This window comes from Pseudomonas sp. B21-023 (genome assembly GCF_024749165.1).
Taxonomy (GTDB): domain Bacteria; phylum Pseudomonadota; class Gammaproteobacteria; order Pseudomonadales; family Pseudomonadaceae; genus Aquipseudomonas.
This window is the reverse complement of the sequence record NZ_CP087190.1, coordinates 563,035-587,776: the sequence shown is the minus strand read 5'-3', so window position 1 is coordinate 587,776 and position 24,742 is coordinate 563,035. Positions and strand designations below refer to the sequence as shown.

Below are 24,742 nucleotides of genomic sequence, written 5' to 3'. Positions count from 1 at the left end.
TGGATGAAAAGGCCTGTCAGCCAATGGCCCGCAGGTGCACGGCGAAGCGCTCGGCCAGCCACTGCGCCGCAGGGCCCAAGGGCTCGTCACGGCGCCAGGCCAGTTCCGCCACCAGCGCCGGCGGGCGCCATTCGCTGTCCAGCTCGACCATCTGCGCCTGGTAGGTGGGGTACTGCACTACATGACGCGGCAGCCAGGCCCAGCCCAGGCCGCGCATCAGCAATTCGGCCATGGCATAGAAGCTGTCGGCACGCCATATCTGCGGGCTGATCGCCTCGCCGCCGGGGTAGCCGCTCTGCTGCGGGGTAATCAGCAACTGGCGATGGCGGGCCAGTTGTTGGCGGCTGACCTTGGCCAAGTGTGCCAGCGGGTGGTCGATGGCACACACCGTGACCATCTCGACGCTGCCCAGGGCGCGTCGCTCCAACGAGGCGGGAATGCTTTCGTGGTGGAAGAACAACCCCAGGTCGGCGCGCCGCTCCACCAGCTTGCGCGCCACATCGCCCTGGGCGCCGCTGGCCAGTTGCACCTCCAGGTAGGGGTAGCGCACCGCCAGCTCGTCGAGGCTGTCGATCACCGGCTGGTAGGGCATTGCCTCGTCCTGGGCCACCCGCAGCAAAGCCTCCTGTCCGCGCATCAAGGCCAACGCCCGGCCATCCAGACGCTCGCATTGGCGCAACAGCTCGCGGGCGTCCTCCAGCAGCGCGGCGCCGCTTTCGGTCAGGCGCGGCTGCCGGCCGCTGCTGCGCTCGAAAAGGGTCACGCCCAGGTCCGCCTCGAGCAAGGCGATGGCGCTGCTGATCGCCGACTGGGCCTTGTGCTGCTCTCGGGCCACGGCGGAAAACGAACGGAGTTCGGCGGTCCGCACGAACAGGCGAAGTTGTTCAAGGCTCCAGTGTTCAGTCATCCCTATCCTATCTCCAAAGCAGATAGGTAATGACTTTACCGCATCCAGGAATTCCCTAGAATGCCCATCCAGCAACGGAGAACCCGCACCATGAACGCCTACACCTATCTCGCCATCGCCATCTGCGCCGAAGTCATCGCCACCGCCTCCATGAAAGCGGTCAAGGGGCTGAACACGCCGCTGCCGCTGCTGCTGATGGTCTGCGGCTATGGCGTGGCGTTCTGGATGCTCACCCTGGTGGTGCGCAGCATTCCGGTGGGCATCGCCTATGCGATCTGGTCGGGACTGGGCATCGTGCTGATCAGCATCGCGGCGCTGGTGATCTACGGGCAGAAACTGGATGTGCCGGCGATGCTGGGCATGGCCATGATCGTCGGCGGGGTGGTGGTGATCCAGGTGTTTTCCAATACCGCAGGGCACTGAGCCTGAGCCCATGGGGCCGCTGCGCGGCCCTATCGCCGGCAAGCCGGCTCCCACAGGGGTCAGCACGACGCCACAGCCTGTATACTGCGCACCTGTCCCAGTTTTCGAGGTGCCCGCATGCCATCCGCCATTACCACTGACGTGCTGATCGTCGGCGCCGGGGTCGCAGGCCTCTGGCTCAATGCCCGGCTGCGTCGCCTGGGCTACTCGACGGTGCTGGTGGAGCGCGCCAGCCTGGGTGGCGAGCAGACCATCAAGTCGCAAGGCATCATCCACGGCGGCACCAAATATGCCTTGCACGGCGCCCTCACCGGCGCCTCCGAGGCCATCGCCGACATGCCGCGACGCTGGCGCGAAGCGCTGGCCGGCAACGGCGAACTGGACCTGAGCGGCACCCGCTTGCTGTCCGATGCCCACTACTTGTGGTCCCCCGGCACCCTGGCGGGCAACCTCACCAGTTTCTTCGCCAGCAAGGCCGTGCGCGGCCGGGTCGACCAGGTCAAGGGCGAGCAACTGCCGCCGGCCCTGCAGGACCGCGCCTTCAAGGGTAAGGTCTACCGCCTGGCCGAACTGGTCATCGACGTGCCCAGCCTGCTGGCCAACCTCGCGCAACTGGCGGGTGACAGCCTGCTGGCCGGCGAGCGAATCGAACCGCTGCGCGACGGCGAAGAGCTGGCCGGCCTGGTGGTCGATGACCGCGAGATCCGCGCCCAGCGCATAGTCCTGAGCGCCGGCGGTGGCACCGAAGGCCTGCTGCACGCCCTGGGGCTGAACCAACCGGCCATGCAACGCCGCCCGCTGCACATGGTCCTGGCCAAGGGGCCCAACCTCAAGCCCCTGTATGCCCACTGCCTGGGCGGCGGCCCCAAGCCGCGCATCACCGTGACCACCCACCCGGCCGCCGATGGCCAATGGGTGTGGTACCTGGGTGGCGATATCGCCGAGGCTGACGGCGTTGCCCGTGAGCCCGCCGCGCAGATCGCCGCGGCGCAGAAGGAAGTTGCCAGCCTGTTGCCTTGGGTCGATCAAAGCCTGGTCCGCTGGGCCACCCTGCGCGTCGATCGCGCCGAGCCCGCGCAATCGGGCCTGGTACGCCCGGACAACGCCTTCCTTGCCGACCAGCAACGCCTGCTGGTCGGCTGGCCGACCAAGCTGGCCCTGGCGCCAGATTTCGCCGATCGTGTGCTGGCCAGCTTCGAGCGTGACGGCGTGCGCCCGGCGAGCCAGCCGGACCTTGCCGACCTGCCGCGTCCACCGCTGGCGCTGCCAGCCTGGGAGCAACTGCTGCCATGAGCCTGCCGACCCTGCACGATCACCACCGCCCCTTGGGCAGCACCGGCCTGCGGGTATCGCCACTGGGCCTGGGCACGGTCAAGCTGGGCCGCGACCAAGGCGTCAAATACCCCAATGGTTTCACCATCCCCGATGACCAGGCCGCCCGCCTGCTGCTCGCCCAGGCCCGCGAGCTGGGCATCAACCTGATCGACACCGCCCCGGCCTATGGCCGCAGCGAGGAGCGCCTCGGCCCATTGCTGCGCGGCCAACGCGAGCAATGGGTAATCGTCAGCAAGGTCGGGGAAGAGTTCGAGGATGGCCAGTCGCATTTCGATTTCAGCGCCGCCCATACCCGTCGCTCGGTCGAACGCAGCCTCGAGCGCCTGGAAACCGACCGTATCGAACTGGTGCTGGTGCACTCCGATGGCAACGACCTGGCGATCCTCGAGCAGGAGGGGGTGTATGAAACACTCGCCGCGCTCAAGCGCGAAGGCAAGATCCTCGGCTACGGCTTCTCCGGCAAAACCGCCGCGGGTGGCCTGAAGGCCTTGGAACAAGGTGATTGCGCCATGGTCACCTACAATCTCAACGAGCAGGCGGAGCGGCCCGTGCTCGACTACGCTGCCGAACACGGCAAGGCCATCCTGGTAAAGAAGGCCCTGGCCAGCGGCCATATCTGCCTGGCGCCGGGGGTCGACCCGGTGCAGGCCAGTTTCGAGTTGCTGTTCGCCCACCCCGGCGTGTGCAGTGCCATCGTCGGCACCATCAACCCGGTACACCTGGCCCACAACGTGGCCACCGTCGCCCGCATCCTGGGCCGGCCCTGAGCCGCCCGGGCGGGGGCCCAACGCAAGGAGGAGCCTCGTGCCGCGTACGCTGATCCGCAAGAATCCGAGCAACTTCAAGACCCTGCCGCTGCACGTCGAAGCCACGCCCGACGGCCTGACTTACCAGAGCATCGGCATGCCGCTGAATTTCGCTCAAACCCTGCAGCGGCGCAAGGCCATCCAGGTCGCCGACCCCGAACGCTTCGTGGCGGAGCTGGCCAACCTCGGCGTGTCGGTGCGCCTCACCCTGAACTGGCAAGGCCGCGACTACTGGGTGCTGGTGCGCCAACGCCGACAGGACCGTGGCGATGTGGTGCTCAAGCTGATTTCAGGCTATGTCCCGGCCCACGAGCTGAACCTGCCGCTGCACACGGCGATCCAGGAAGTGGCCGAGGAGTGCCTGCTGGAAACCCCTGAAGGCTGGCTTGGCGGGCGCTTCAACGATACCTGGCTGCCGGCGCCCTATGCCGCCGCCCTGCACTATCGCGAGGCGCTGCCGTTCGTGCTCTCGCCTGAGTCCGGTGCCGCCCGCCCGGTGCATTGCGCCCGGCTCACCCTGCTGGAGCGGCCACGGGCCTACGTGCACCTGCCCACCGCGTCGTTGCAGCTGATCTACGACCTGCGTCTGCAAGTGCCCAAGGAGGCCAAGTCACTGAGCCTGTTCCATGTCGATGAACGGCTCGAGGGCGACCAACTGGTGGCACGGCTCGACCGCAAAAGACCAGACCTTTACCTGATGCCGTTGAAGGACGGCCAACCGATGGCAGAGCTCTATACCCTGAAGAAGGATCAACTGCTGCCGGCGAGCACACGCGGCCTATGGCTGGCTGAAAGCTTTGCACTACAGGTAGGCTGGGTGGTTCGGGAGGAGCGGGTACGCTGGAAGGACTGGTTGAAGCAACAAGGCCTGGCCGAACACAAGCGCGAACCGGCTTCACACCTGGAGCGCTTCAGTGACAAGGCCCGGGCGTTGCTGGAGCGAGCGCGGGACACGCTGCACAAATGAACGCGGGGCAAGTCGCATCGGCGCACCGCCGCCCCCACAAACATCGTGGGAGCTGCGGTGCGCCGATGCGACTTGCCCCGCGATCGTAACTGACTCAGTGCTTGCGGATCTTCTCGACGATCGCCGTGGTCGAGCTGTTTTCCACCAGCCCCAAGACCTTCACCGTGCCGCCGTAGGCCTTGACGATATCGGCGCCGACCACCTGGTCGATACCGTAGTCTCCGCCCTTGACCAGCACATCCGGCTTGACCTGGCGCAGCAGGTTCTCGGGGGTGTCCTCAGGGAAGCTGATGACCCAGTCCACCGCACCGAGCCCGGCCAGCACGGCCATGCGCCGATCGACGCTGTTGATCGGACGGCCCGGCCCTTTCAGGCGGCTGACCGAAGCATCGTCGTTGATGGCGACGATCAGACGGTCCCCCTGGGCACGGGCTTGCTCCAGGTAAGTTACATGGCCTGCGTGCAGGATATCGAAGCAGCCATTGGTGAAGACGATGCTCTCGTTGTGCGCACGGGCATCATCGATCGCCAGCAGCAACTGCTCCAACCCCAGCACACCGCGCTCGGAGCCTTCCTCACGCTGGATCGCCCGGCGCAGTTCGGGTGCGCTGATAGCGGCGGTACCCAGCTTGCCGACGACGATGCCGGCAGCCAGGTTAGCCAAGGCGACCGCATGAGGCAGGTCTTCGCCGGCGGCAATGGCGGCGGCAAGCGTCGAAATCACCGTATCGCCGGCACCGGTGACATCGAACACCTCACGGGCTCGGGCCGGCAGGTGCAGCGCCGGGTGGCCGATGCGCAGCAAGGTCATGCCGTGCTCGCCACGGGTCACCAGCAGCGCGCCCAGGTCCAGCTCCTCGAGCAGCTTCAGGCCCTTGGCCACCAGCTCGGCTTCGTCGGCGCAACGGCCGACGATGGTCTCGAACTCGCTGAGGTTCGGGGTGATCAGGCTGGCGCCGCGGTAGATCGAGAAATCCTTGCCCTTGGGGTCGGCCAGCACCGGGATGCCCTTGCTGCGGGCAGCCTGGATCAGCGACTGGTGATTCTTCAGCGCGCCCTTGCCGTAGTCGGACAGCACCAGCACCTTGACCCCTTCGAGCAAGGCATCCACTTCCGCCCCCAGCGACAGCGGATCGGTGGCGAAGGGTTCTTCGAAATCGATGCGCAGCAACTGCTGGTGGCGGCTCATGACCCGCAGCTTGACGATGGTCGGCTGATGGGCGATGCGCTGGAAGATCGAGCGCACGCCCGCCGCCTGCAGGCTGTTGGCCAGGCTGTCGGCGGCTTCGTCCTGGCCGGTGACACCAACCAGCGCGGCTGGAGCACCGAGGGCGGCGATGTTCAAGGCCACGTTGGCGGCGCCGCCGGGACGGTCCTCGATCTGATCGACCTTGACCACCGGCACCGGCGCCTCAGGCGAGATACGCGAAGTACCGCCATGCCAGTAGCGGTCGAGCATGACATCGCCGACCACCAATACCGGGGCTTGATCGAAACGCGGCATGGACAACTTCATGGGCAACCCATCATTGGAAAAGTGAACAGGGGCAGGATATTAGCACAGGGTCGAGGATGGCTTTACGGCCAGCTTCGCTGTGGACAACTGCGGTGACGATCGGGGCCGTGCAGACCCCGACCTCAGGTATTTCAAGTGATGTCGGCGTTTTCTGGCGCATCCAGCCCCATAGCGTGCAGGCGGGCGTAATAGCCATTTGCCTCGAGCAACTCTGCATGGGTACCGCGCTCCACCAGACGCCCCTGGTCCATAACCAGGATCATGTCCGCCTTTTCGATGGTCGAAAGGCGGTGGGCGATCACTAGGGTGGTGCGTCCCTGCATGACATGGTCAAGGGCCGCCTGGATATGCCGCTCGGACTCGGTATCGAGCGCCGAGGTCGCCTCGTCCAGAATCAGCAACGGCGCATTCTTCAGCAGGGCTCGCGCTATCGCCAGACGCTGGCGCTGACCACCGGACAACAGCACGCCGTTTTCCCCGACCTCAGTATCGAAGCCTTTGGGCAGTTGCTCGACGAACTCCTTGGCGTAGGCATCGGCGGCGGCGGCCTCGATGTCGGCCCGAGGGGCTCCAGCCAAATCGCCATAGGCAATATTGTTGGCCACGGTGTCGTTGAACAACGTGACGTGCTGAGTGACCTGGGACACATGCCGACGCAGGTTACGCAGGCGATAGTCCTCGATCTCCACGCCATCGAGCAGGATCTGCCCTTCGGTGTGATGGTAGAAACGCGGAATCAGCGCCGCCAGCGTCGACTTGCCGCTACCCGACCGGCCAACCAGGGCGATCATCTGACCCGGCTCGGCGGTAAAGCTGATGTCGCTCAGCACTTGGCGCTCGGTGCCCGGGTAGGTGAAGCTGAGGTTGCGAACCTCAAGGCGGCCCTGCACACGCTCCTTCTCCACAGTGCCTTTGTCCACTTCGGGCACTTCGTCCAGTTGCTCGAATATGCTCTCGGCGCCCGCCAGGCCCTTCTGAATGGTCGAGCTGACTTCCGATAGCTGGCGGATCGGCTTGGGCAGCAAGCCTGCGGCGGTGATGTAGGCCACCAAATCACCCGCTGACGCGTCACCCCGCAGGAACAGCACCAGGAACATCAGCGTAGCCATGGCGGTATAGATCACCAGTTGCAGCAGCGGCGTGTACAACGCGCCGGTCTTGGTCATGCGCAGCTGCTTATCGGTGTTGCTCTGGCTGGCCTGGCTGAAGCGCTGCTCCTCGTAACGCTCACCGCCGAAACTGCGCACCACCCGATAACCCTGGATGGTCTCGGAGGCGACGTGCGTCACATCCCCCATGGCCACCTGGATCTTCTTGCTCTGCTTGCGGAATTTCTTGCTGGCGGTGCTCACCATCACCGCGATCACCGGCAGGATGGCCAGCATGACCAGGGTAAGCTTCCAGTTCATCCACAGCAGGTAGGCGAACAGGAATACCACCGTCAGGCCTTCACGGATCACCACCTTGATCGCGTCGGTCGCCGCGCCGGTGACCATGGTCACGTTGAAGGTGATGCGCGAGATCAGGTGGCCGGAGTTGTGGTTGTCGAAATAGCGGTTGGGCAGCACCAGCAGCTTGTTGAACAGTTCAACGCGCAGGTCGTGCACCAGGCACAGCGACACCTTGGCCAGGAAGTAGTTGCCCAGGAACGATCCCAGGCCCTGCCAGGCGGCGATCAGGATGATCAGCAGCGGAACGGCCTGCAGCAGTTGCAGGTCGCGCAGGTAGGCCACGTTGGGGAACAGGACGGCCTGGGGATTGCTCAGGCCGTCGACGAAGTACTTGAGAATCCCGGCCAGCATCGGCTGGGTCGAGGCGAAGATCACGAACCCGACGATACTCAGCAGGAAGATGCCGATGTAGGGTTTCACGTACCTCAGCAGCCTGAAGTAGATCTTCAGGCTGGAGGTGTTCTCCACCGGTAGCGGTGTTTCGGCCATCATCGAGCTCGCTGTTCAGATTGAACCGGCGATTTTACCACAGCGTCGATTCTGGTCATCTGCCCATGGCAACAACATCGCCAGGCCCACCGGCAGCCAGCTGATGAACCACTCGGCGCGCGGGGTGGCGGTCAGGCTGGCGGCGTCGAACTGCATGGCCAGGGTGGAGTACACCCAGAAGACCAGGAGGAGCTTGCCGAACAACGTGTTGCGCGCGCGCAGGATCGCCACCAGGGTGCACAACCAGACCCCCAGCCACAGCAACATCCCCGGCACCCCCAACTCCACGGCGATGTGGGTGAACATGTTGTGGGTATGGTCGAACTCGAGCCCTGCGGCTTCCACGCGGTAGAAAGCGCCCAGCCCGAGGCCGCCGACAGGGTGTTCACGGATCATCTGCACGGCTGCGTGGAAGATCTCCGGACGGTAGGACGCCCCCCTCAGCATGATCAACTCGAACATCAGGTAGAAAGCGATGCCGGTGGCCAGGGCCGCCAGCACGGCGAACAGGCCGCTGCTGCGGTTGCGGAACCACAGTGGCGCGAGGACGACGGACACCACCATGGCCAACGCGGCTCCGCGGCTCTGACTGAACACCACGAAAGCACCCAGGCAGGCCAGGGCCAACGCCCAGGCCAGTTGCAACACACGCTGCCTGGGGAAGCTGTACAGCAGCCAGAGGACTGCGGCTGCGATGACATAGGCCCCCAGGATCGGGTGGGAAATCTCACCGATGCCTTCGATTCGGGTCACCAGCGGATTACCCGCCACCACGTAGAACTGCACGATCGAAATCAACGCGGCCAGCGCCAGCAACCCACCTCCCACCTGCAGAAGGCGTGAAACCCGCTCGACGCCGGCCTGCGCCAGCAGGGGAAAGGCCAACAGGAACAGCAGGATGTACACGAGCCGCTTGCCTTCACGCGCTCCATCCTCGGCGGTCGACCAGGCAAGGCTGATGGCGCACCAGAGCAGCAGGGCCAGGACGCAGATCCACAAGCCGGGTTGCTTTCGCAAGGCCTGGGCGTAGACGTGCCGGGCGGACCAGGCAAACCCCAGGGTCGGCAACCACAGGAACAGGATCAGGCCCTGCTGGTACAGCTTGTTGCTCGGCGCCAGCGCAATCGCCGCCAGGAACCAGATGAACCCCCACCCCAGCCAGGCTCTGGCCCAGTTCTTTTCGTGCAACATCCTTTCCCCCATGTAAAACACAAACACACCGTCATGGTGCTAACAGATAAATTTCGGCATTATTGCCGGTCATTTTGCCTGCCCAGAAGACAAGGCTCGAATATATGCAATGTTCCCGGCTCTCCCAGGTCGACTTCGATCGATTGACTCTCGGCGCCAAGGTGCTTGAGGCAGATAGCCACGGCGCCAAAGTCTACCTGCTTGGGGATGGAAATATCCTCAAGGTTTTTCGTCGCAAGCGCCTGATTTCATCTGCGCTGCTGCGCCCCTACTCGCAGCGTTTCATCGACAATGCCGTACGCCTGGCGCTCGCCGGCTTCCCTACCCTGGAAGTGATCAGCCACCACAAGCTGCCGCTGCCGGGCCGCACCGCAGTGCTCTATCGGCCGTTGCCGGGCGAGACCCTGCTGCAGTTGTCGCGCCAGGCCGACTTCAGTTGGGACCGGCAATTGCCACGACTCGTCGAGCTCATTCGGCGACTGCATCGCGCAGGGATCTACTTCCGCTCGCTGCACCTGGGCAACGTGGTCGAGACCCCCGAAGGCTTGCTGGGCTTGATCGATGTGGCCGACATGCGCTTCCTGCGCGCCCCGCTCTCTTCCCGAATGGTGCAACGCAACGTACAGCACATGGTTCGCTACATCGAGCGCGAACCCCTCGCCCGGGAGTTTCCCCTCGATCAGTTCCAGGCAGCCCTGGCGGCGCGTTGACACTCAGCGCGCCAACAGGCTCGCCGAACCAGACCGGAACGCTTGCCATCCCTGCTCCGGCGCCAAGGCTTGCCATTGCTCCGAAGCCTTGGCCCCGGCATCTTGGAAGGCGCAATCGTCAATGACATCAGCCCAGGCACACGAATCGTCCGTTGGCAGGTAGCGGCCCGCGCCCCCCAACTGCTCGCGAAAGACCGGCAGGTCACTGCAGACGACCGGCACCTTGGAAAGCACGGCTTCCTGCAGCACCAGCCCGAGTCCCTCCGAGCGGGAGGGTACCAGCAACCAGTCGAAGGCCGGGTACAGTCGTGTCGAATCTTCACGATGGCCATAGAAGCGGATACGCTCACCCAAACCGAGGGATCTGGCCTGCGCTTCCAGCTGCCCACGCAACGGGCCATCGCCGAGTATGACCAGGCGAGCGCCGTGCTGCACTGCGCGCGTTCTGGCGAACGCTTCGATCAACATCTCGAAACCTTTACTCTCAACCAGGCGACCCACCGCCCCCAGCACAAGACCGTCTTCCATCAGCGACAATGCCTGCCTGGCCTGCTCCCGGCCCAGCGAATGTCCAGTGAAGACCTGGGGATCCAGCGCCACACGCAAGCTTTGCACCGTCCGCCCCAACCCTTGCTCCAGCGAATGCGCCAATGTCGTGGATACAGCGGCGACCGTCAGGCGTTCGACAGGGAACTGCCGGAACAGGGTGACATCGCGTCGGGTCAGGCGTGTCGTACCGTGAAACAGGACAGCAACCCGCACGTCTGGAAGCTGACGCAACAATGGCAGCAACAGCCGGGCAACCCCCAGTCCGTCCAGCAACAGGGCATCGGGCCCCACCGCCTTCAACGCGCGACGCAGACGCCACTTCACCCAGGACAGTGCCAGTCGATGCGACAGCCGCCCCTTGAGCACGCGTGGCGACAAATGCCAGCTACGCGTCTGGCCCACACCGCTGCACAAACCCTCCCCGAGCAGAAGCCAGTTGGTCACCTGCGCACCGCTCGGGGCATGTGCCAGCACCTGCCTGTGCACACTGTGGATGGAAGCGAAGGGCGAACCGCCCGACCACATCACATTGAGGATATTCAACGGCGTAACGCCCCTTTGATGATTCGGTGGGCCTTGAAGCCAGCCGTTTTGCTGATCCGCGAAGTCTTGCTCGAATCTACGTCAGAAACCGAGCCGCAAACGCAAGCGCTGCCAGGTGGCCAGCGGCGGACGCGCTCGCAGGGCAGGCACCATGTGCTCGACAATGCTTCGGCCCACGGCTGCGAAACTGAAGCGCGCAGTGGCCAGTTCACGCCCATTGCCAGCGATGAACGCCACCAGCGCCGGATCCTCGCGTAACTGACGCAGCTTGGCCTGCAGCGTCGGGATGCTGTCATACAACACCACGTTGTGCATGTCCTCGAGCCCCAGGGCGCGGTTCTCCGCTTCACCCTGGTCGTAGGCCAGCAATACGCATCCGCAGGCCATCGCCTCGAAGTTCTTGATCATGTACTCGCCCATACCGACGTCGGCACTGAGGAAAAAGCGGATACGGTTGAGGGTATTGCAATAGTCCTCGCCCGACTTGGTACGGGTGACCACCAGGTTCTCCACCTTCCCCAACTCATCCAGCAAGGCTTTGCGGCCACTGTAGGCGACACTCTTGGTGCTGCCGACGAATGCCAGCTCGATATCGCGTTCGCGCCCTTGGTCGGCCAGTAGCTGTTCGTCGTAGCCCTTGGGCACGAACACCGCATCGAAGCCCTCCTGCCGCAGGCGCTCGCTGACCATGTAGCCTGAGCTGATGACTCGGGCCCAAGACAGTTGACGGTAATGCTCGCTGAACTTGCCCGTGTATTTGCAAGGTATGTAGTTCTGGTACGCGTCGTGCTCGAGGATCACCAGGTTGGGAACGCTGCGGATGAACGCGACCTGACGGATTTCCTGCTTGAATCGCAGGAAGAACACGATGCGGTCGTAGCGCGTGACGTCCACTTCCCGCTTGAAGTAGCGACGCAGGTTGCGTTGGTCCTCGTCGCTCAGCCAACGCAGATCGCAGTCGCAGTTGGCCGCGACGCCGTCGTACAGACGGTCGAGAATCGCCCGTTGTTCCTTCTGCACCAGAAATAGGACTTTCATTGCTTTCCTTGGGCGCTCACAGGTCGCGACGCCAGAACAGTTCATGTCGGCGCACCGCCTTGCGGAAGAATTCGTTCTCTCCGTACGGCGATGGGCGGCGCCCTGCCAGCCAGCGTTGCAACGCACGGCGCAGACGACGCTTGAAGGGGGGCGCAGGTTGCAGGTCATGCATCATGCCCAGGGCCATGGCCTTGTCGCGCTGGGTGTCGATATCCAGCACCAGGCTGCAGGGTGACCAGGCTTCGGCGGCTTCCAGCTGCGGCGGCAGGGCCACGCCATCTCCGCTCTCGCCCATCGGCCAGCGGTCGTTGTCATGGAGGTGGTTGGCGTAGCACAACAACGTTTCAGGCTGCCATGCCAGGCCTTGCAGCGCCTCGAGCACAGCGGCCTGGGCACAGATGTGGTCCGGGTGCGGATCGAGCACCGAATGCGGCATCACCAGCACCTGGGGCCGGGCCATCTCGAACAGGGCACGCAGGTCGGCCAGCAGGTTGTGCCAGGTCGGCGCACCATCGATATCGGCCGGCAGCGGGAACGGATTGAAACGTCGGAAGGGACGAATGTCGGCAAGGTCGGCTTCACGCGAGCGCACCGGCAGATCCGGCGCAGCCTGCATGACTGGCAATTGCAGGCAAAAGTAGCCCAGTTGCACGCAGCGCGACTCCGGCACGCCGGCCCAACGTGGCACGGCGATGCTGTCCCAGGCGCGCAACCGTCCCTTCAGCCTGGCCGCCTCGGCCTTGGCCAGGCCCATGGTCTGGTAGTGTTCGGCCTCGATCTCACCGGCCGTCAGGGTGACCACCCAGGTTTCGTCGGCCTGGCTGTAGAGGCCATAGGCCGCCAACTCGGCATCATCGGCATGGGGAGCGATGACCATCACTCGGCGTTTGCGCAATTCGACCGCCGGAGTTATCCACAGGCGCGGCGATTGCTGCAATCGGCAATGCCGACCACGCAGGCGCAAAGTGCCGGCCGCCAACGGTTCGGCCAACCCGGTCAGGTTGAGGAAACGCACCCCTTTGACGCCACGCTCGAACGTTTGCACGTCGCTGGCGGCGCCCGCCAGCAGCTCGACGCGAGGATCAAGGAAGCGCCCGAGCCAATTGCTGCGAATACCGATTTCAAGGATCAGTGTCTCGTCACCTTGCAGTGCAACATCGGTTTGCAGCAGATCGACCTGCAGGCTCGCTGCGACTTCTCGAGTGTCCTTGGCAAAACGGTAGGCGTAGTCTTCGCCCGGTGAGTAGAACAGATGATCGGCGAACCAGGCCTCGTGTGCCACCCACAACAGCGGTAGCAACAACAGCGGCAACCACCACGCGCCGAACACGCCCAACGCGACCAGCAGCAGCAGGCCCACCAGCAGCCCCAGGCGCTTGTTGCGCCGGTGGCGCTTGAGCAACTGCTGCTTGCGGCTCACGACTGGAACACCGGTACAGGGTTGCACCAACGGTCCTTGTACTCTCGGTCTGCACGACCGAACGAGAACCGCAGCGCCTTGCCCCGGGCCGTGGCATCCTCCCAGGCAGACTGGGTGTTGATGAAGCTCAATACGCTCCCAGGGCTGAAGGCCTTGGTGTCAGGGTCGACACCACCGTTGACGTACTCGACGCTGATCCACTGCGGCGCCTCGACGCGATACACCAGCTGAATGGCGATTGGCGCCCCCTCGAGGAACAGCACCGAGCCGATCAGCAGCTCGCGCAAGCGCTCGATCACTTCGGCCATGCGGGCGGCACCGGTGGCCGGGAAACCCCAGCGACGCTGGAACAATTCACAGTACATCGCCGCGATCTCGGCTGCAGTGAAATCGCCAATCGGTCGAACCTGGCCGCCAGCCTCTTCCAGCAGGCGCAGCTCACGGCGCTGGTTATAGCGGAACTTCTTCGACAGGTCCTCATGCGCACGTGCCATGGCCAACTGCTCGGGCTGCGCCTTCAAGCCGGTGAAACGCCCCTGGTTCAGCTCCGACAGGTAGCGCCCGGCGTGGCGCAACGGCGCACCGACATCCATGGCCGCCGGCAGGATGATCTCGGCATTGCCCAGGTCGAACAGGCCTTTCTTGCCTTCGCGCTTGAGTACATCCTTGGACAGCGCCAGGTGGCGCCCCCAGGTCGGCAGCGCGGCCTTGAGCTCGCCGCCCTGGAACCAACCGAGGTAACGCACCGGGATCCCGGCCAGGTCCGCCAGTTGCTCGACCACCAGCGGGTGCGTGGCGACACTGCCGCCGAAACGCTGCCAGGCATCGTTGTACTCGGCCGCGTCGACCACTTGCCAGCCGCGCTCGCGCCAGGCCTTGAGGTGATTGAGCATCAGGCCTCCGCCACCAGCGCACGCATCTGCGGCAACTGCCAGAAGGCATCGCGCACCGCCTGGTCGCTGAAACGCTGCTGCAGGCGCTGTAGCATGTGCAAAGCACAGGCCTCGCGCTGCCCGGCGTCCAGCCCGGCCATATGCTTCAGGCCTTGGGCCAGCTGCGCGGCATCGCCCAGCGGGAACAGCACGCCCACACCCTCGACCACCTCCCGAGCGCCGCCACAGGCGGTGGCCAGCAGCGGCACGCCCGCCACCATGGCCTCGAGCAGGACCATGCCGAAAGGCTCATGATCGGAGCTCAGCGCGAACACATCGAAGGCGCTGAAGTAACGGCGGGCGTCCGGCACCTGGCCGAGGAAGTCCACCTGCCCGGCAATGCCCAGCTCACTGGCCAATGCCTTGAGCGGTGCCTCGAGACGCCCCTTGCCCAGGATTGCCAGCCGCGCCCCAGCCGGCAGGCCAGGCAAGGCTTCGGCAAAGCCGCGCAACAGCGTGGCCTGGTCCTTGTCCGGGTGCAGACGGCCGACATTGCCGACCACCCAGGCCTGTTCATCCAGGCCCAAGGCACGACGCGCCTCGTCACGCGGCACCAGGCTGGCCTGCAATGCCTCGACATCGATGCGGTTGTACAGGGTCTGGATACGCTCGGCCGGCCACCGCCCCAGGCAGCGGCGCATGTCGTCGCGCACCGCATCCGAGACACCGAGCAGGCTCAGGCGCTTGCGGAACAGGTTGGCAAACAGTCGGCGCCCCTTGCGCTGGTAGTCGCCAAACGCGTGGTGCACGCCGATCACCGGCAGACCGGTGGCCAGCAGCGCGACATAGATCGGTTTGAAGCGGTGAGCGATGCAGAACGCGAAATTGCGCTGCGCGGCGATCTTGCGCAGCGCGGCGATGGCGCCCAGCTTCAGGCCGCGCACGGCCTTGGAGCTGAACTCCAGGAACAACACCTCGTCCGAGGCGCAGCCGGCGGCGACCTGCGCGTCGGCAGCCCCGGTGAGGAACACGGTGGTGACCTTGTAGCCGCTGCCCTGGAACAGGCTGGCATATTGACGGGCGCAGTCGAGGAACGGCCCGTCATAGCCATGGCAGAACTGCAGGATCCGCGGTTCAGAGCGGCTGGTCATACGGCGCGGCGCCTTCCTTGACCACCAGGATGTCTTCCATGATCAGGTACTGCAGATCCGAACCGAAGAACATATTCAGGGCATCGGTCGGCGAGCAGATCATCGGTTCGCCACGGCGGTTGAGCGAGGTGTTCAGCGACACGCCGTTGCCGGTCAGGTTTTCCAACGCCTTCATCATGTCGTAGTAGCGCGGGTTGTACTCGCGCTTGAGCACCTGGGCGCGCGAGGTACCGTCCTCGTGGACCACTTCCGGCACACGGGTCTTCCACTCTTCAGCCACTTCGAAGGTGAAGGTCATGAACGGCGCCGGATGATCGATCTTGATCATCTGCGGCGCAACGGTGTCGAGCATCGACGGGCAGAAAGGCCTCCAGCGCTCGCGGAACTTGATCTGGTGGTTGATGCGATCGGCCACGCCCGGCACGCTCGGGCAACCGATGATCGAGCGACCACCCAGTGCGCGAGGGCCGAACTCCATGCGCCCCTGGAACCAGGCCACCGGGTTGCCGTCGACCATGATCTTGGCGATCTGCTCAGGCATGTTCTCGAGCTTGCGCCATACCGGTTTGCTCGGGTGACGGGCGCAGGCGGCGATCACGTCTTCGTTGGAGTACGCAGGGCCGAGGTAGACGTGCTCCATCTTCTCGACCGGCACGCCACGGGCATGGGACACATAGGCAGCAGCACCCACTGCGGTACCGGCGTCACCGGAGGCCGGCTGGACGAACAGCTCCTTCACGTCGTCACGGGCGATGATCTTCTGGTTCAGCTTGACGTTCAGCGCACAGCCGCCGGCGAAGGCCAGCTTGCCGGTCTCTTTCAGGGTATCGCCCAGGTAGTGGTCGATCATCTGCAGGGCGAGCTTCTCGAACAATGCCTGCATGCTCGCCGCATAGTGGATATACGGCTCGTCGGCGATGTCGCCTTCGCGCTTCGGACCCAGCCACTCGATCAGCTTGGGCGAGAAGTAGAAGCCCTTGCCCTTCTCTTTATAGCGGCGCAGACCGATGACGTTGGCGTACTCGGTGTTGATCACCAGTTCGCCGTTTTCGAAGCTGGCCAGGCGCGAGAAGTCATATTTGCTGGCATCGCCATACGGCGCCATGCCCATGACCTTGAACTCGCCATCGAGCATCTCGAAGCCGAGGAACTCGGTGATCGCGCCATACAGGCCACCCAGGGAGTCCGGGTCGAAGAATTCCTTGATCTTGTGGATCTTGCCGTTTTCGCCATAGCCGAAGAAGGTAGTGGCGTACTCGCCCTTGCCGTCGATGCCGAGGATCGCGGTCTTCTCTTTGAAGCCCGAGCAGTGATAGGCGCTGGACGCGTGGGCCAGGTGGTGCTCGACCGGTTCGATCTTGATCTTCTTCGGATCGAAGCCCAGCTGCTCCAGGCACCAGACGATCTTCTTGCGGTAGCGCTTGTAACGGCGGTTGCCCATCAGCAGCGCGTCGAGAGCGCGATCCGGGGCGTACCAGTAGCGCTTGGCGTAGTGCCAGCGGGCCTTGCCGAACAGGCTGATCGGGGCGAAAGGAATGGCCACCACGTCGACGTCCGACGGCTTGATGCCGGCCTGCTCCAGGCAGAACTTCGCCGACTCGTAGGGCATGCGGTTCTTCGCATGCTTGTCACGCACGAAGCGCTCTTCTTCGGCGGCGGCAATCAGCTTGCCGTCGATGTACAGGGCCGCGGAAGGGTCATGGCTAAGGGCGCCGGACAGGCCAAGAATCGTCAGTGCCAAGGGGTTAGCCTCTCAAATCGGTATGAAGTGCGCCACCGGCCATTCAGGCGGATGGCGGCTAAAGGGCGGGATTATAACGCAAAGATCGCCTGACGCGATGCATGGACGTGGCAGCGGGCTTGCCCCGCGATGGCGCTGGATTTGCTGACGCCATCACCGGGCAAGTCGGGCCGCCGCATCGCGGCTCCCACGCTGCCTGCGACGCCTGTTTATTCGGCGATCAGCCAGTCCATGCGGAAGCTGCCGGCGGTCTGCGCCAGCTCCTTGGCCAGCCACGGCAGCAGCGTCTTGAGCTCATCCTCCAGGCCCCACGGTGGGTTGGCGATGGCCAGGCCCGAGCCATTCAGGCCCTGCGGGCTGTCCTGGTGATGCACATACAGCTCCACGCGCAACAGCTTGGGCGCGCCGGTGCTGGTGAGGTCCTGGTAGAAGCGGGTCAGCGAACGCTGGTCCTTGATCGGGTACCAGATGGCCGCGACGGTCTGGCGCATGCGACCGATCGCCTCCTTCATCGCCACGGTGCAGCGCTTGAGCTCGTCGGCCTGCTCGAACGGCGGGTCGATCAGCATGATCGCGCGTTTTTCCTGCACCGGCAGCAGCGCCCGCGGGATATGCCAGCCCTCGCCCAGGTGCACGGTGACTCGCGGGTCCTTCTTCATGTTCTCTTTGAGCAGCACGCCGTCTTCAGGGTGCTTTTCGTTGAGCTGTGCACGGTCCTGTTCACGCATCAAGCGCCGGGCCAGCTCAGGGGAGCCCGGGTAATAGCGCAGTTCGCCATTCTTGTTCAGGCGCTTGATGACGCCCAGATAGTCGGCGGTGACGGCCGGCAGGTCATCGCGATTCCACAGGCGGGCGACGCCTTCGAGGTACTCACCGGTACGGCTCGCCTGATCGCCCTGCAGGTCGTACAGGCCAAGCCCTGCGTGGGTATCGATGTAGGCGAACGGCTGCTCCTTGCGCGACATCAGGGCGATGAGGCGGGTAAGCACGATGTGCTTGAGGACGTCGGCATGGTTGCCGGCGTGGAAGGCGTGACGATAGTTCATGGCGGCTCCTGCGGGGGCGGCAAGTTTACCTTGTCGCGAGGGAGACGTCAGGTACGGCGGTCGATCGATTTGAACCCCATCGCCGGCAAGCCGGCTCCCACAGATTTGAGTTTATCCCTGTGGGAGCCGCCTTGCCGGCGATGAAGGCGACGCCAGTTCAGCAGGCGTTACTTGTCGGCGTGATACTGCGCATCAGCGGTTTCAAAGCGCGAAACCATGCTGTTCGACGGGCTGCCCAGCTTGCTCACCAGGAAGATGGCGATGCTGGCGAACAGGAAGCCCGGGATGATCTCGTACAGGCCGGTACCCAGTTGTTTCCAGACGATCACGGTCAGCGCACCGACCACGATGCCCGCCAACGCGCCATTGCGGGTCATGCCTTTCCACAGCACCGAAAGCAGCACAACAGGGCCGAAGGCGGCGCCGAAGCCAGCCCAGGCGTAGGCCACCAGGCCCAACACGCGGTTTTCGGGGTTGGCGGCCATGGCGATGGCGATCAGCGCGACGGCCAGCACCATCAGGCGGCCGACCCAAACCAGTTCACGCTGCGAAGCGTTCTTGCGCAGGAACGACTTGTAGAAGTCCTCGGTCAGGGCACTGGAGCACACCAGCAGCTGGCAGCTCAGGGTGCTCATCACCGCCGCCAGGATGGCCGACAGCAGCACACCGGCGACCCATGGGTTGAACAGGATCTTGGCCAGCTCGATGAACACACGCTCGTGGTTCTCGGTGACCGGGCCAGCGAGGTCCGGGTGCGCCGAGAAGTAGGCGATGCCGAAGAAGCCCACGGCGCAGGTACCAGCCAGGCACAGGATCATCCAGGTCATGGAGATACGGCGCGCCTTGGCGATCGACTTGACCGAGTCGGCGGCCATGAAGCGCGCCAGGATATGCGGCTGGCCGAAGTAGCCCAGGCCCCAGCCCATCAGCGAGATGATACCGATGAAGGTGGCGCCCTTGAACATGTCGAAGTGCGCCGGGTTCACCGCCTCGATGGCAAGGAACGTGGTGTCGAAGCCTCCGGTGGAAATCAGCACGATGATCGGCGTGAGGATCAGCGCGAAGATCATCAGCGACGCCTGCACGGTGTCGGTCCAGCTCACTGCCAGGAAACCACCGATGAAGGTGTAGGCGATGGTTGCCGCAGCGCCAGCCCACAGCGCGGTCTCGTAAGACATGCCGAAGGTGCTTTCGAACAAGCGGGCACCGGCAACGATGCCAGAGGCACAGTAGATGGTGAAGAACACCAGGATCACGATCGCGGAGATGATCCGCAGCAGGCCGCTCTGGTCTTCGAAGCGGCTGGAGAAGTAGTCCGGCAGCGTCAGGGCGTCACCGTTGTGCTCGGTCTGCACACGCAGGCGGCCGGCAACGAACAGCCAGTTGAGGTAGGCGCCGACGGTCAGGCCGATGGCGATCCAGGCTTCGGAGAGGCCCGCGAAGTAGATGGCGCCCGGCAAGCCCATCAACAGCCAGCCGCTCATGTCCGATGCGCCGGCGGAAAGCGCGGTAACCACGCTGCCGAGGCTACGGCCGCCGAGAATGTAGTCGGAAAGGTTCTTGGTGGAGCGATAGGCGGCAAAGCCGATCAGCACCATTACCGCAATGTAGACCACGAAAGTGATCGTTAGTGGATTGCCCATGAGTTGTGCCCTGGCGTTGTTTTTATCTCTTGCGACCCGCCGTGCACGACGACGGTTGCACCCAGGCGGCGAATCCTATGCAACAACGTGAACGAGGTGCAACCATTTTTCATTTGCCAGTTGCACCCAACCCTGCATTTTCAGATAAAACCGCATTCTTGCTCCAATTCGGAGCAAACACAGCGTTTTACATAACAAAAAGCGCCAATAAAGACCGTTTCGGTTGTACGGAAACACCCTTCAGACGAGTAGCACCTTTACCTTGAAAAATTAGGGTTGCACCCGGTTGCACCCGAATTGTCCTACAGGCTAATCTTGCCGTCAGCTTAGGCCACATCCGTGGCAATAACGAGGATAAGAAATGGCGACGACCACCCTTGGGGTCAAACTCGACGACCCGACCCGTGAGCGACTCAAAGCAGCTGCGCAGTCCATCGACCGCACACCGCACTGGTTGATCAAGCAAGCGATTTTCAACTATCTCGAGAAGCTCGAGGGTGGCGCCACCCTGAACGAACTCAATGGCCACGCGGCCGCACTCGGCGACGATGCCGGCGAAGCCCCGGCCGAGCACGCCCACCAGTGCTTCCTGGAGTTCGCCGAAAGCATCCTGCCGCAATCGGTGCTGCGCTCGGCGATCACCGCTGCCTACCGCCGCCCCGAACAGGAAGTGGTGCCAATGCTGCTGGAGCAGGCACGCCTGCCGGCGGCCCAGGCCGAAGCCACCAACAAGCTGGCCGCAAGCCTGGCCGACAAGCTGCGCAACCAGAAGAGCGCCGGCGGCCGCGCTGGCATCGTCCAGGGCCTGCTGCAGGAGTTTTCTCTGTCGTCCCAGGAAGGCGTGGCGCTGATGTGCCTGGCCGAAGCGCTGCTGCGCATCCCCGACAAAGGTACCCGTGACGCGCTGATCCGCGACAAGATCAGCACCGGCAACTGGCAGCCGCACCTGGGCAACAGCCCGTCACTGTTCGTCAACGCCGCCACCTGGGGCCTGCTGCTGACCGGCAAGCTGGTCAGCACCCACAATGAATCCGGCCTGACCTCCTCGCTCACCCGCATCATCGGCAAGAGCGGCGAGCCGATGATCCGCAAGGGCGTCGACATGGCCATGCGCCTGATGGGCGAACAGTTCGTCACCGGCGAAACCATCGCCGAGGCGCTGGCCAATGCCAGCAAGTTCGAATCCAAGGGTTTCCGCTACAGCTACGACATGCTCGGCGAAGCCGCGCTGACCGAGCACGACGCGCAGAAGTACCTGGCCTCCTACGAGCAGGCGATCCATTCGATCGGCAAGGCCTCGCACGGCCGTGGCATCTATGAAGGCCCGGGCATCTCGATCAAGCTCTCGGCCCTGCACCCGCGCTACAGCCGCGCCCAGTACGAGCGCGTGATGAGCGAGCTGTACCCGCGCCTGCTGTCGCTGACCCTGCTGGCCAAGCAGTACGACATCGGCCTGAACATCGACGCCGAGGAAGCCGACCGCCTGGAGCTGTCGCTGGACCTGCTCGAACGCCTGTGCTTCGAGCCGTCGCTGGCCGGCTGGAACGGCATCGGCTTCGTCATCCAGGCCTACCAGAAGCGCTGCCCGTACGTGATCGACTACGTCATCGACCTGGCCAAGCGCAGCCGCCACCGTCTGATGATTCGCCTGGTGAAGGGCGCCTACTGGGACAGCGAGATCAAGCGCGCCCAGGTCGAGGGCCTGGAAGGCTACCCGGTGTACACCCGCAAGGTGTACACCGACGTTTCCTACGTCGCCTGCGCCCGCAAGCTGCTGGCCGTGCCAGAAGCCATTTACCCGCAGTTCGCCACCCACAACGCCCACACCCTGTCGGCCATCTACACCATCGCCGGGCAGAACTACTACCCGGGCCAGTACGAGTTCCAGTGCCTGCACGGCATGGGCGAGCCACTGTACGAGCAAGTGGTAGGCAAGGTCTCCGAAGGCAAACTGAACCGTCCGTGCCGCGTGTACGCCCCGGTCGGCACCCACGAAACCCTGCTGGCCTACCTGGTGCGTCGCCTGCTGGAAAACGGCGCCAACACCTCGTTCGTCAACCGCATCGCCGACCACTCGATCTCGATCCAGGAACTGGTCGCCGACCCGGTCGCCAGCATCGAGCGCATGGGCACCCAGGAAGGCAGCATCGGCCTACCGCACCCGCGCATCCCGATGCCGCGTGAGCTGTACGGCAGCGAGCGGGCCAACTCGGCCGGCATCGACATGGCCAACGAACACCGCCTGGCGTCGCTGTCCTGCGCCCTGCTGGCCACCGCTCATAACGACTGGAAGGCCACGCCGCTGCTGGCCTGCGCCACTAGCGAGCAACCGGCCAGCGCAGTGCTAAACCCGTCCGACCATCGCGATGTGGTCGGCCATGTGCAGGAAGCCACCGTCGCCGACGTCGACAATGCCATCCAGTGCGCGCTGAACGCCGCGCCAATCTGGCAGGCCACCCCACCGGCCGAGCGCGCCGCGATCCTCGAACGCGCCGCCGACCTGATGGAAGCCGATATCCAGCCGCTGATGGGCCTGCTGGTGCGCGAAGCCGGCAAGACCTTCGCCAACGCCATCGCCGAAGTGCGCGAGGCGGTGGACTTCCTGCGCTACTACGCGGTGCAGGCACGCAACGATCTGCGCAACGACAGCTGCCGCCCATTGGGCCCGGTGGTGTGCATCAGCCCGTGGAACTTCCCGCTGGCGATCTTCTCCGGCCAGGTGGCCGCGGCCCTGGCCGCCGGCAACCCGGTACTGGCCAAGCCAGCCGAACAGACCCCGCTGGTCGCCGCCCAGGCCGTGCGCCTGTTGCTGGAAGCCGGCATCCCGGAAGGCGTGCTGCAACTGCTGCCTGGCCAGGGCGAAACCGTCGGTGCCGGCCTGGTCGGTGACGAGCGTGTCAAAGGTGTGATGTTCACCGGTTCCACCGAAGTCGCCCGCCTGCTGCAACGCAACATCGCCGGGCGCCTGGACAACCAGGGCCGGCCGATCCCGCTGATCGCCGAGACCGGCGGCCAGAACGCCATGATCGTCGACTCCTCGGCGCTGACCGAGCAGGTGGTGATCGACGTGGTGTCCTCGGCCTTCGACAGCGCCGGCCAGCGTTGCTCGGCCCTGCGCGTGCTGTGCCTGCAGGAAGACTCCGCCGACCGCGTGATCGAGATGCTCAAGGGCGCCATGGCCGAAAGCCGCCTGGGTAACCCCGAGCGCCTGTCGGTAGACATCGGCCCGGTGATCGACGCCGAAGCCAAGGCGGGCATCGAGAAGCACATCCAGGCCATGCGCGACAAAGGCCGCACCGTCTACCAGGTGGCTATCGCCGAAGGCGAGGAGATCAAGCGCGGCACCTTCGTGATGCCGACCCTGATCGAACTGGAAAGCTTCGACGAGCTCAAGCGCGAGATCTTTGGCCCGGTGTTGCACGTGGTGCGCTACAACCGCAAGGACCTGGACCAGCTGATCGAGCAGATCAACGCCTCCGGCTACGGCCTGACCCTAGGCGTGCACACCCGCATCGACGAGACCATCGCCAAGGTGGTGGACAACGTCAACGCCGGCAACATGTACGTCAACCGCAACATCGTCGGCGCCGTGGTCGGCGTGCAGCCGTTCGGCGGTGAAGGCCTGTCGGGCACCGGCCCGAAAGCCGGCGGCCCGCTGTACCTGTACCGCCTGCTGTCGACCCGCCCGGCCGATGCCATCGCCCGCCACTTCCAGGCCGACGATGCGCGCAGCCAGGCCGACACCACCCTGCGCGACCAGCAGCTCAAGCCGCTGACAACCCTCAAGACCTGGGCGGCCAGCAGCCAGATGAGCGACCTGGCCGCGCTGTGCGAGCAGTTCGCCGAGCAGTCGCAGAGTGGTATCACCCGCGTGCTGCCAGGCCCGACCGGCGAGCGCAACACCTACAGCGTGCTGCCACGCGAACACGTGCTGTGCCTGGCCGACAACGAGGCCGACCTGCTGGCCCAGCTGGCAGCGGTGCTGGCCGTGGGTAGCTCGGCGGTGTTCCAGGACGGCGAGCCGGCCAAGACCGTGCGCGCTCGTCTGCCGAAGGAGCTGCAAGCGAAGATCAAGCTGGTGGCTGACTGGAGCAAGGATGAGGTCGCCTTTGACGCGGTCATCCACCACGGTCACTCCGACCAGTTGCGCGGCGTCTGCGAGCAGGTGGCCAAGCGTGCCGGCGCGATCGTCGGCGTGCATGGGCTGTCGAGCGGCGATCACCAGATCGCCCTGGAGCGCCTGGTGATCGAGCGGGCGGTGAGTGTGAACACCGCGGCAGCGGGTGGTAACGCCAGCCTGATGACCATCGGCTGACACCGATCTAACAAAAAAGGAGAGCTTCGGCTCTCCTTTTTTGTGGGCGCTTGGCCTAATCGTCATAGTGGTAACGGCACTGCAGGATGGTCAGGGTTCCCGCCTCGTAGAAGTAGACCAATCGGTGTTCGCGAGTGATACGGCGAGACCAGAAACCTGACAAGTCGCCTTTGAGCGGCTCTGGCTTGCCGGTGCCTTTGAAAGGGCTGCGCAGGCACTCACAGATCATCATGTTGATGCGCTGGAAGATAGCGACATCACTGTTTCGCCAGTAACCGTAGTCTTCCCACCCCTCAGCAGTGAAGGCCACGCTTGTGGTGCTTCGCGCCTCAGTCTTGTTTCGTTGCTTGGCTTTCACATTCATCGAGTGCCAGTTCCTGGGTAACGGCCTTACCAGCCCGGAGCTGAGCAATGGAAGCGCGAAGACGCTTGGCGTTCGCGGACGACTCCAGCAGGTACATGGTCTCGCGCATGCCGTTGTAGTCCTCGAGCGAAATCATCACGACCGGCTCGCCACGCTGACGTGTGATGACTGCCGGCTCATGGTCCCGGCATACGTCGTCCATTGTCTGCTTCAGGTCGGCGCGTGCCTGGCTGAACGTCAGTACATGCATTTTTCCTTCCTTTCC

The 24,742-nt window shown here is 64.3% G+C and carries 20 protein-coding genes; 6 read left to right on the top strand and 14 right to left on the bottom strand.

Going from position 1 to position 24,742, the window contains the following annotated elements; translation table 11 throughout:
* Positions 1-16: 16 nt before the first annotated feature.
* Positions 17-907 (bottom strand): LysR family transcriptional regulator, encoded by an 891-nt coding sequence (locus tag LOY42_RS02700; RefSeq protein WP_258599755.1) that lies wholly within the window; start codon positions 905-907, stop codon positions 17-19.
* Between the two features lie 90 nt (positions 908-997).
* Between LOY42_RS02700 and LOY42_RS02695 the strand changes: the two genes are divergently transcribed.
* The 4 genes from LOY42_RS02695 (at position 998) to LOY42_RS02680 (ending at position 4,438) form a co-directional block, all read left to right on the top strand.
* The gene (locus tag LOY42_RS02695; protein WP_050707183.1) at positions 998-1,330 is read left to right on the top strand and encodes a multidrug efflux SMR transporter; all 333 of its coding nucleotides are present in this window, start codon (positions 998-1,000) and stop codon (positions 1,328-1,330) included.
* Between the two features lie 117 nt (positions 1,331-1,447).
* Positions 1,448-2,623, top strand: a complete 1,176-nt coding sequence (locus LOY42_RS02690) for an FAD-binding oxidoreductase (protein ID WP_102682187.1) — start codon at positions 1,448-1,450, stop codon at positions 2,621-2,623.
* Positions 2,620-3,432 carry an aldo/keto reductase gene (locus LOY42_RS02685; RefSeq protein WP_139673894.1) on the top strand — a complete coding sequence of 271 codons (813 nt, stop codon included), beginning with the start codon at positions 2,620-2,622 and terminating at the stop codon, positions 3,430-3,432. Before LOY42_RS02690 ends, LOY42_RS02685 begins: the two co-directional genes overlap by 4 nt.
* Positions 3,433-3,469: 37 nt before the next feature.
* Entirely contained in the window at positions 3,470-4,438 is a 969-nt protein-coding gene (locus LOY42_RS02680) for a metal ABC transporter ATPase (protein ID WP_139673897.1), read from the top strand.
* A 94-nt stretch (positions 4,439-4,532) separates the two neighbouring features.
* On the opposite strand, the gene hldE is transcribed toward LOY42_RS02680, so the two are convergent.
* From hldE to LOY42_RS02665, 3 genes are all read right to left on the bottom strand, one after another.
* Entirely contained in the window at positions 4,533-5,954 is a 1,422-nt protein-coding gene (hldE, locus tag LOY42_RS02675; protein WP_102682190.1) for a bifunctional D-glycero-beta-D-manno-heptose-7-phosphate kinase/D-glycero-beta-D-manno-heptose 1-phosphate adenylyltransferase HldE, read from the bottom strand.
* Positions 5,955-6,085: 131 nt separating this feature from the next.
* On the bottom strand, positions 6,086-7,894 hold the full coding sequence (gene msbA, locus LOY42_RS02670; RefSeq protein ID WP_258601108.1) for a lipid A export permease/ATP-binding protein MsbA: 1,809 nt from the start codon (positions 7,892-7,894) through the stop codon (positions 6,086-6,088).
* Positions 7,895-7,909: 15 nt separating this feature from the next.
* The gene (locus LOY42_RS02665; RefSeq protein WP_258599754.1) at positions 7,910-9,085 is read right to left on the bottom strand and encodes an O-antigen ligase; all 1,176 of its coding nucleotides are present in this window, start codon (positions 9,083-9,085) and stop codon (positions 7,910-7,912) included.
* Positions 9,086-9,189: 104 nt separating this feature from the next.
* Here LOY42_RS02665 and LOY42_RS02660 point away from each other — a divergent pair, with 104 nt between their 5' ends.
* Positions 9,190-9,795 (top strand): toluene tolerance protein, encoded by a 606-nt coding sequence (locus tag LOY42_RS02660; protein WP_258599753.1) that lies wholly within the window; start codon positions 9,190-9,192, stop codon positions 9,793-9,795.
* Positions 9,796-9,798: 3 nt separating this feature from the next.
* Here the strand turns inward: LOY42_RS02660 and LOY42_RS02655 are convergent, their stop codons facing one another.
* From LOY42_RS02655 to putP, 8 genes are all read right to left on the bottom strand, one after another.
* Positions 9,799-10,887: a glycosyltransferase gene (locus LOY42_RS02655; RefSeq protein ID WP_258599752.1), complete on the bottom strand. Its 1,089-nt coding sequence runs from the start codon at positions 10,885-10,887 to the stop codon at positions 9,799-9,801.
* 81 nt (positions 10,888-10,968) lie between these two features.
* A complete protein-coding gene (locus LOY42_RS02650) occupies positions 10,969-11,925 on the bottom strand; it encodes a glycosyltransferase (protein ID WP_258599751.1) in 957 nt (318 codons plus the stop codon).
* 16 nt (positions 11,926-11,941) lie between these two features.
* Complete coding sequence (locus LOY42_RS02645) at positions 11,942-13,345, bottom strand: PIG-L deacetylase family protein (RefSeq protein ID WP_258599750.1); 1,404 nt, start codon at positions 13,343-13,345, stop codon at positions 11,942-11,944.
* Complete coding sequence (locus LOY42_RS02640; protein WP_258599749.1) at positions 13,342-14,238, bottom strand: antimicrobial resistance protein Mig-14; 897 nt, start codon at positions 14,236-14,238, stop codon at positions 13,342-13,344. The genes LOY42_RS02645 and LOY42_RS02640 overlap by 4 nt, the downstream gene beginning before the upstream one ends.
* A complete protein-coding gene (locus tag LOY42_RS02635) occupies positions 14,238-15,368 on the bottom strand; it encodes a glycosyltransferase (RefSeq protein WP_139673919.1) in 1,131 nt (376 codons plus the stop codon). The genes LOY42_RS02640 and LOY42_RS02635 overlap by 1 nt, the downstream gene beginning before the upstream one ends.
* The gene (locus LOY42_RS02630; protein WP_102682199.1) at positions 15,352-17,109 is read right to left on the bottom strand and encodes a carbamoyltransferase; all 1,758 of its coding nucleotides are present in this window, start codon (positions 17,107-17,109) and stop codon (positions 15,352-15,354) included. Before LOY42_RS02630 ends, LOY42_RS02635 begins: the two co-directional genes overlap by 17 nt.
* A gap of 209 nt (positions 17,110-17,318) precedes the next feature.
* On the bottom strand, positions 17,319-18,155 hold the full coding sequence (locus tag LOY42_RS02625; RefSeq protein WP_102682200.1) for a 23S rRNA (adenine(2030)-N(6))-methyltransferase RlmJ: 837 nt from the start codon (positions 18,153-18,155) through the stop codon (positions 17,319-17,321).
* A 167-nt stretch (positions 18,156-18,322) separates the two neighbouring features.
* A complete protein-coding gene (gene putP / locus LOY42_RS02620) occupies positions 18,323-19,798 on the bottom strand; it encodes a sodium/proline symporter PutP (RefSeq protein ID WP_139673925.1) in 1,476 nt (491 codons plus the stop codon).
* Between the two features lie 361 nt (positions 19,799-20,159).
* Here putP and putA point away from each other — a divergent pair, with 361 nt between their 5' ends.
* On the top strand, positions 20,160-24,113 hold the full coding sequence (gene putA / locus LOY42_RS02615; RefSeq protein ID WP_139673928.1) for a trifunctional transcriptional regulator/proline dehydrogenase/L-glutamate gamma-semialdehyde dehydrogenase: 3,954 nt from the start codon (positions 20,160-20,162) through the stop codon (positions 24,111-24,113).
* 55 nt (positions 24,114-24,168) lie between these two features.
* On the opposite strand, the gene LOY42_RS02610 is transcribed toward putA, so the two are convergent.
* Both LOY42_RS02610 and LOY42_RS02605 read right to left on the bottom strand, forming a co-directional pair.
* Entirely contained in the window at positions 24,169-24,477 is a 309-nt protein-coding gene (locus LOY42_RS02610; RefSeq protein ID WP_198754822.1) for a Txe/YoeB family addiction module toxin, read from the bottom strand.
* Positions 24,443-24,727, bottom strand: a complete 285-nt coding sequence (locus LOY42_RS02605) for a type II toxin-antitoxin system Phd/YefM family antitoxin (protein ID WP_023630627.1) — start codon at positions 24,725-24,727, stop codon at positions 24,443-24,445. Before LOY42_RS02605 ends, LOY42_RS02610 begins: the two co-directional genes overlap by 35 nt.
* Between the last annotated feature and the right edge of the window lie 15 nt (positions 24,728-24,742).

What these genes read in the sequence shown, in the direction of transcription:
- LOY42_RS02685 (WP_139673894.1), top strand. Translation starts at nt 2,620, where the DNA reads ATGAGCCTGCCGACCCTGCACGATCACCACCGCCCCTTGGGCAGCACC.
- LOY42_RS02660 (WP_258599753.1), top strand. Translation starts at nt 9,190, where the DNA reads ATGCAATGTTCCCGGCTCTCCCAGGTCGACTTCGATCGATTGACTCTC.
- LOY42_RS02635 (WP_139673919.1), bottom strand. Translation starts at nt 15,368, where the DNA reads ATGACCAGCCGCTCTGAACCGCGGATCCTGCAGTTCTGCCATGGCTAT.
- LOY42_RS02650 (WP_258599751.1), bottom strand. Translation starts at nt 11,925, where the DNA reads ATGAAAGTCCTATTTCTGGTGCAGAAGGAACAACGGGCGATTCTCGAC.
- putP (WP_139673925.1), bottom strand. Translation starts at nt 19,798, where the DNA reads ATGGGCAATCCACTAACGATCACTTTCGTGGTCTACATTGCGGTAATG.
- LOY42_RS02665 (WP_258599754.1), bottom strand. Translation starts at nt 9,085, where the DNA reads ATGTTGCACGAAAAGAACTGGGCCAGAGCCTGGCTGGGGTGGGGGTTC.
- putA (WP_139673928.1), top strand. Translation starts at nt 20,160, where the DNA reads ATGGCGACGACCACCCTTGGGGTCAAACTCGACGACCCGACCCGTGAG.
- hldE (WP_102682190.1), bottom strand. Translation starts at nt 5,954, where the DNA reads ATGAAGTTGTCCATGCCGCGTTTCGATCAAGCCCCGGTATTGGTGGTC.
- msbA (WP_258601108.1), bottom strand. Translation starts at nt 7,894, where the DNA reads ATGGCCGAAACACCGCTACCGGTGGAGAACACCTCCAGCCTGAAGATC.
- LOY42_RS02640 (WP_258599749.1), bottom strand. Translation starts at nt 14,238, where the DNA reads ATGCTCAATCACCTCAAGGCCTGGCGCGAGCGCGGCTGGCAAGTGGTC.
- LOY42_RS02625 (WP_102682200.1), bottom strand. Translation starts at nt 18,155, where the DNA reads ATGAACTATCGTCACGCCTTCCACGCCGGCAACCATGCCGACGTCCTC.
- LOY42_RS02605 (WP_023630627.1), bottom strand. Translation starts at nt 24,727, where the DNA reads ATGCATGTACTGACGTTCAGCCAGGCACGCGCCGACCTGAAGCAGACA.
- LOY42_RS02695 (WP_050707183.1), top strand. Translation starts at nt 998, where the DNA reads ATGAACGCCTACACCTATCTCGCCATCGCCATCTGCGCCGAAGTCATC.
- LOY42_RS02610 (WP_198754822.1), bottom strand. Translation starts at nt 24,477, where the DNA reads ATGAATGTGAAAGCCAAGCAACGAAACAAGACTGAGGCGCGAAGCACC.
- LOY42_RS02700 (WP_258599755.1), bottom strand. Translation starts at nt 907, where the DNA reads ATGACTGAACACTGGAGCCTTGAACAACTTCGCCTGTTCGTGCGGACC.
- LOY42_RS02690 (WP_102682187.1), top strand. Translation starts at nt 1,448, where the DNA reads ATGCCATCCGCCATTACCACTGACGTGCTGATCGTCGGCGCCGGGGTC.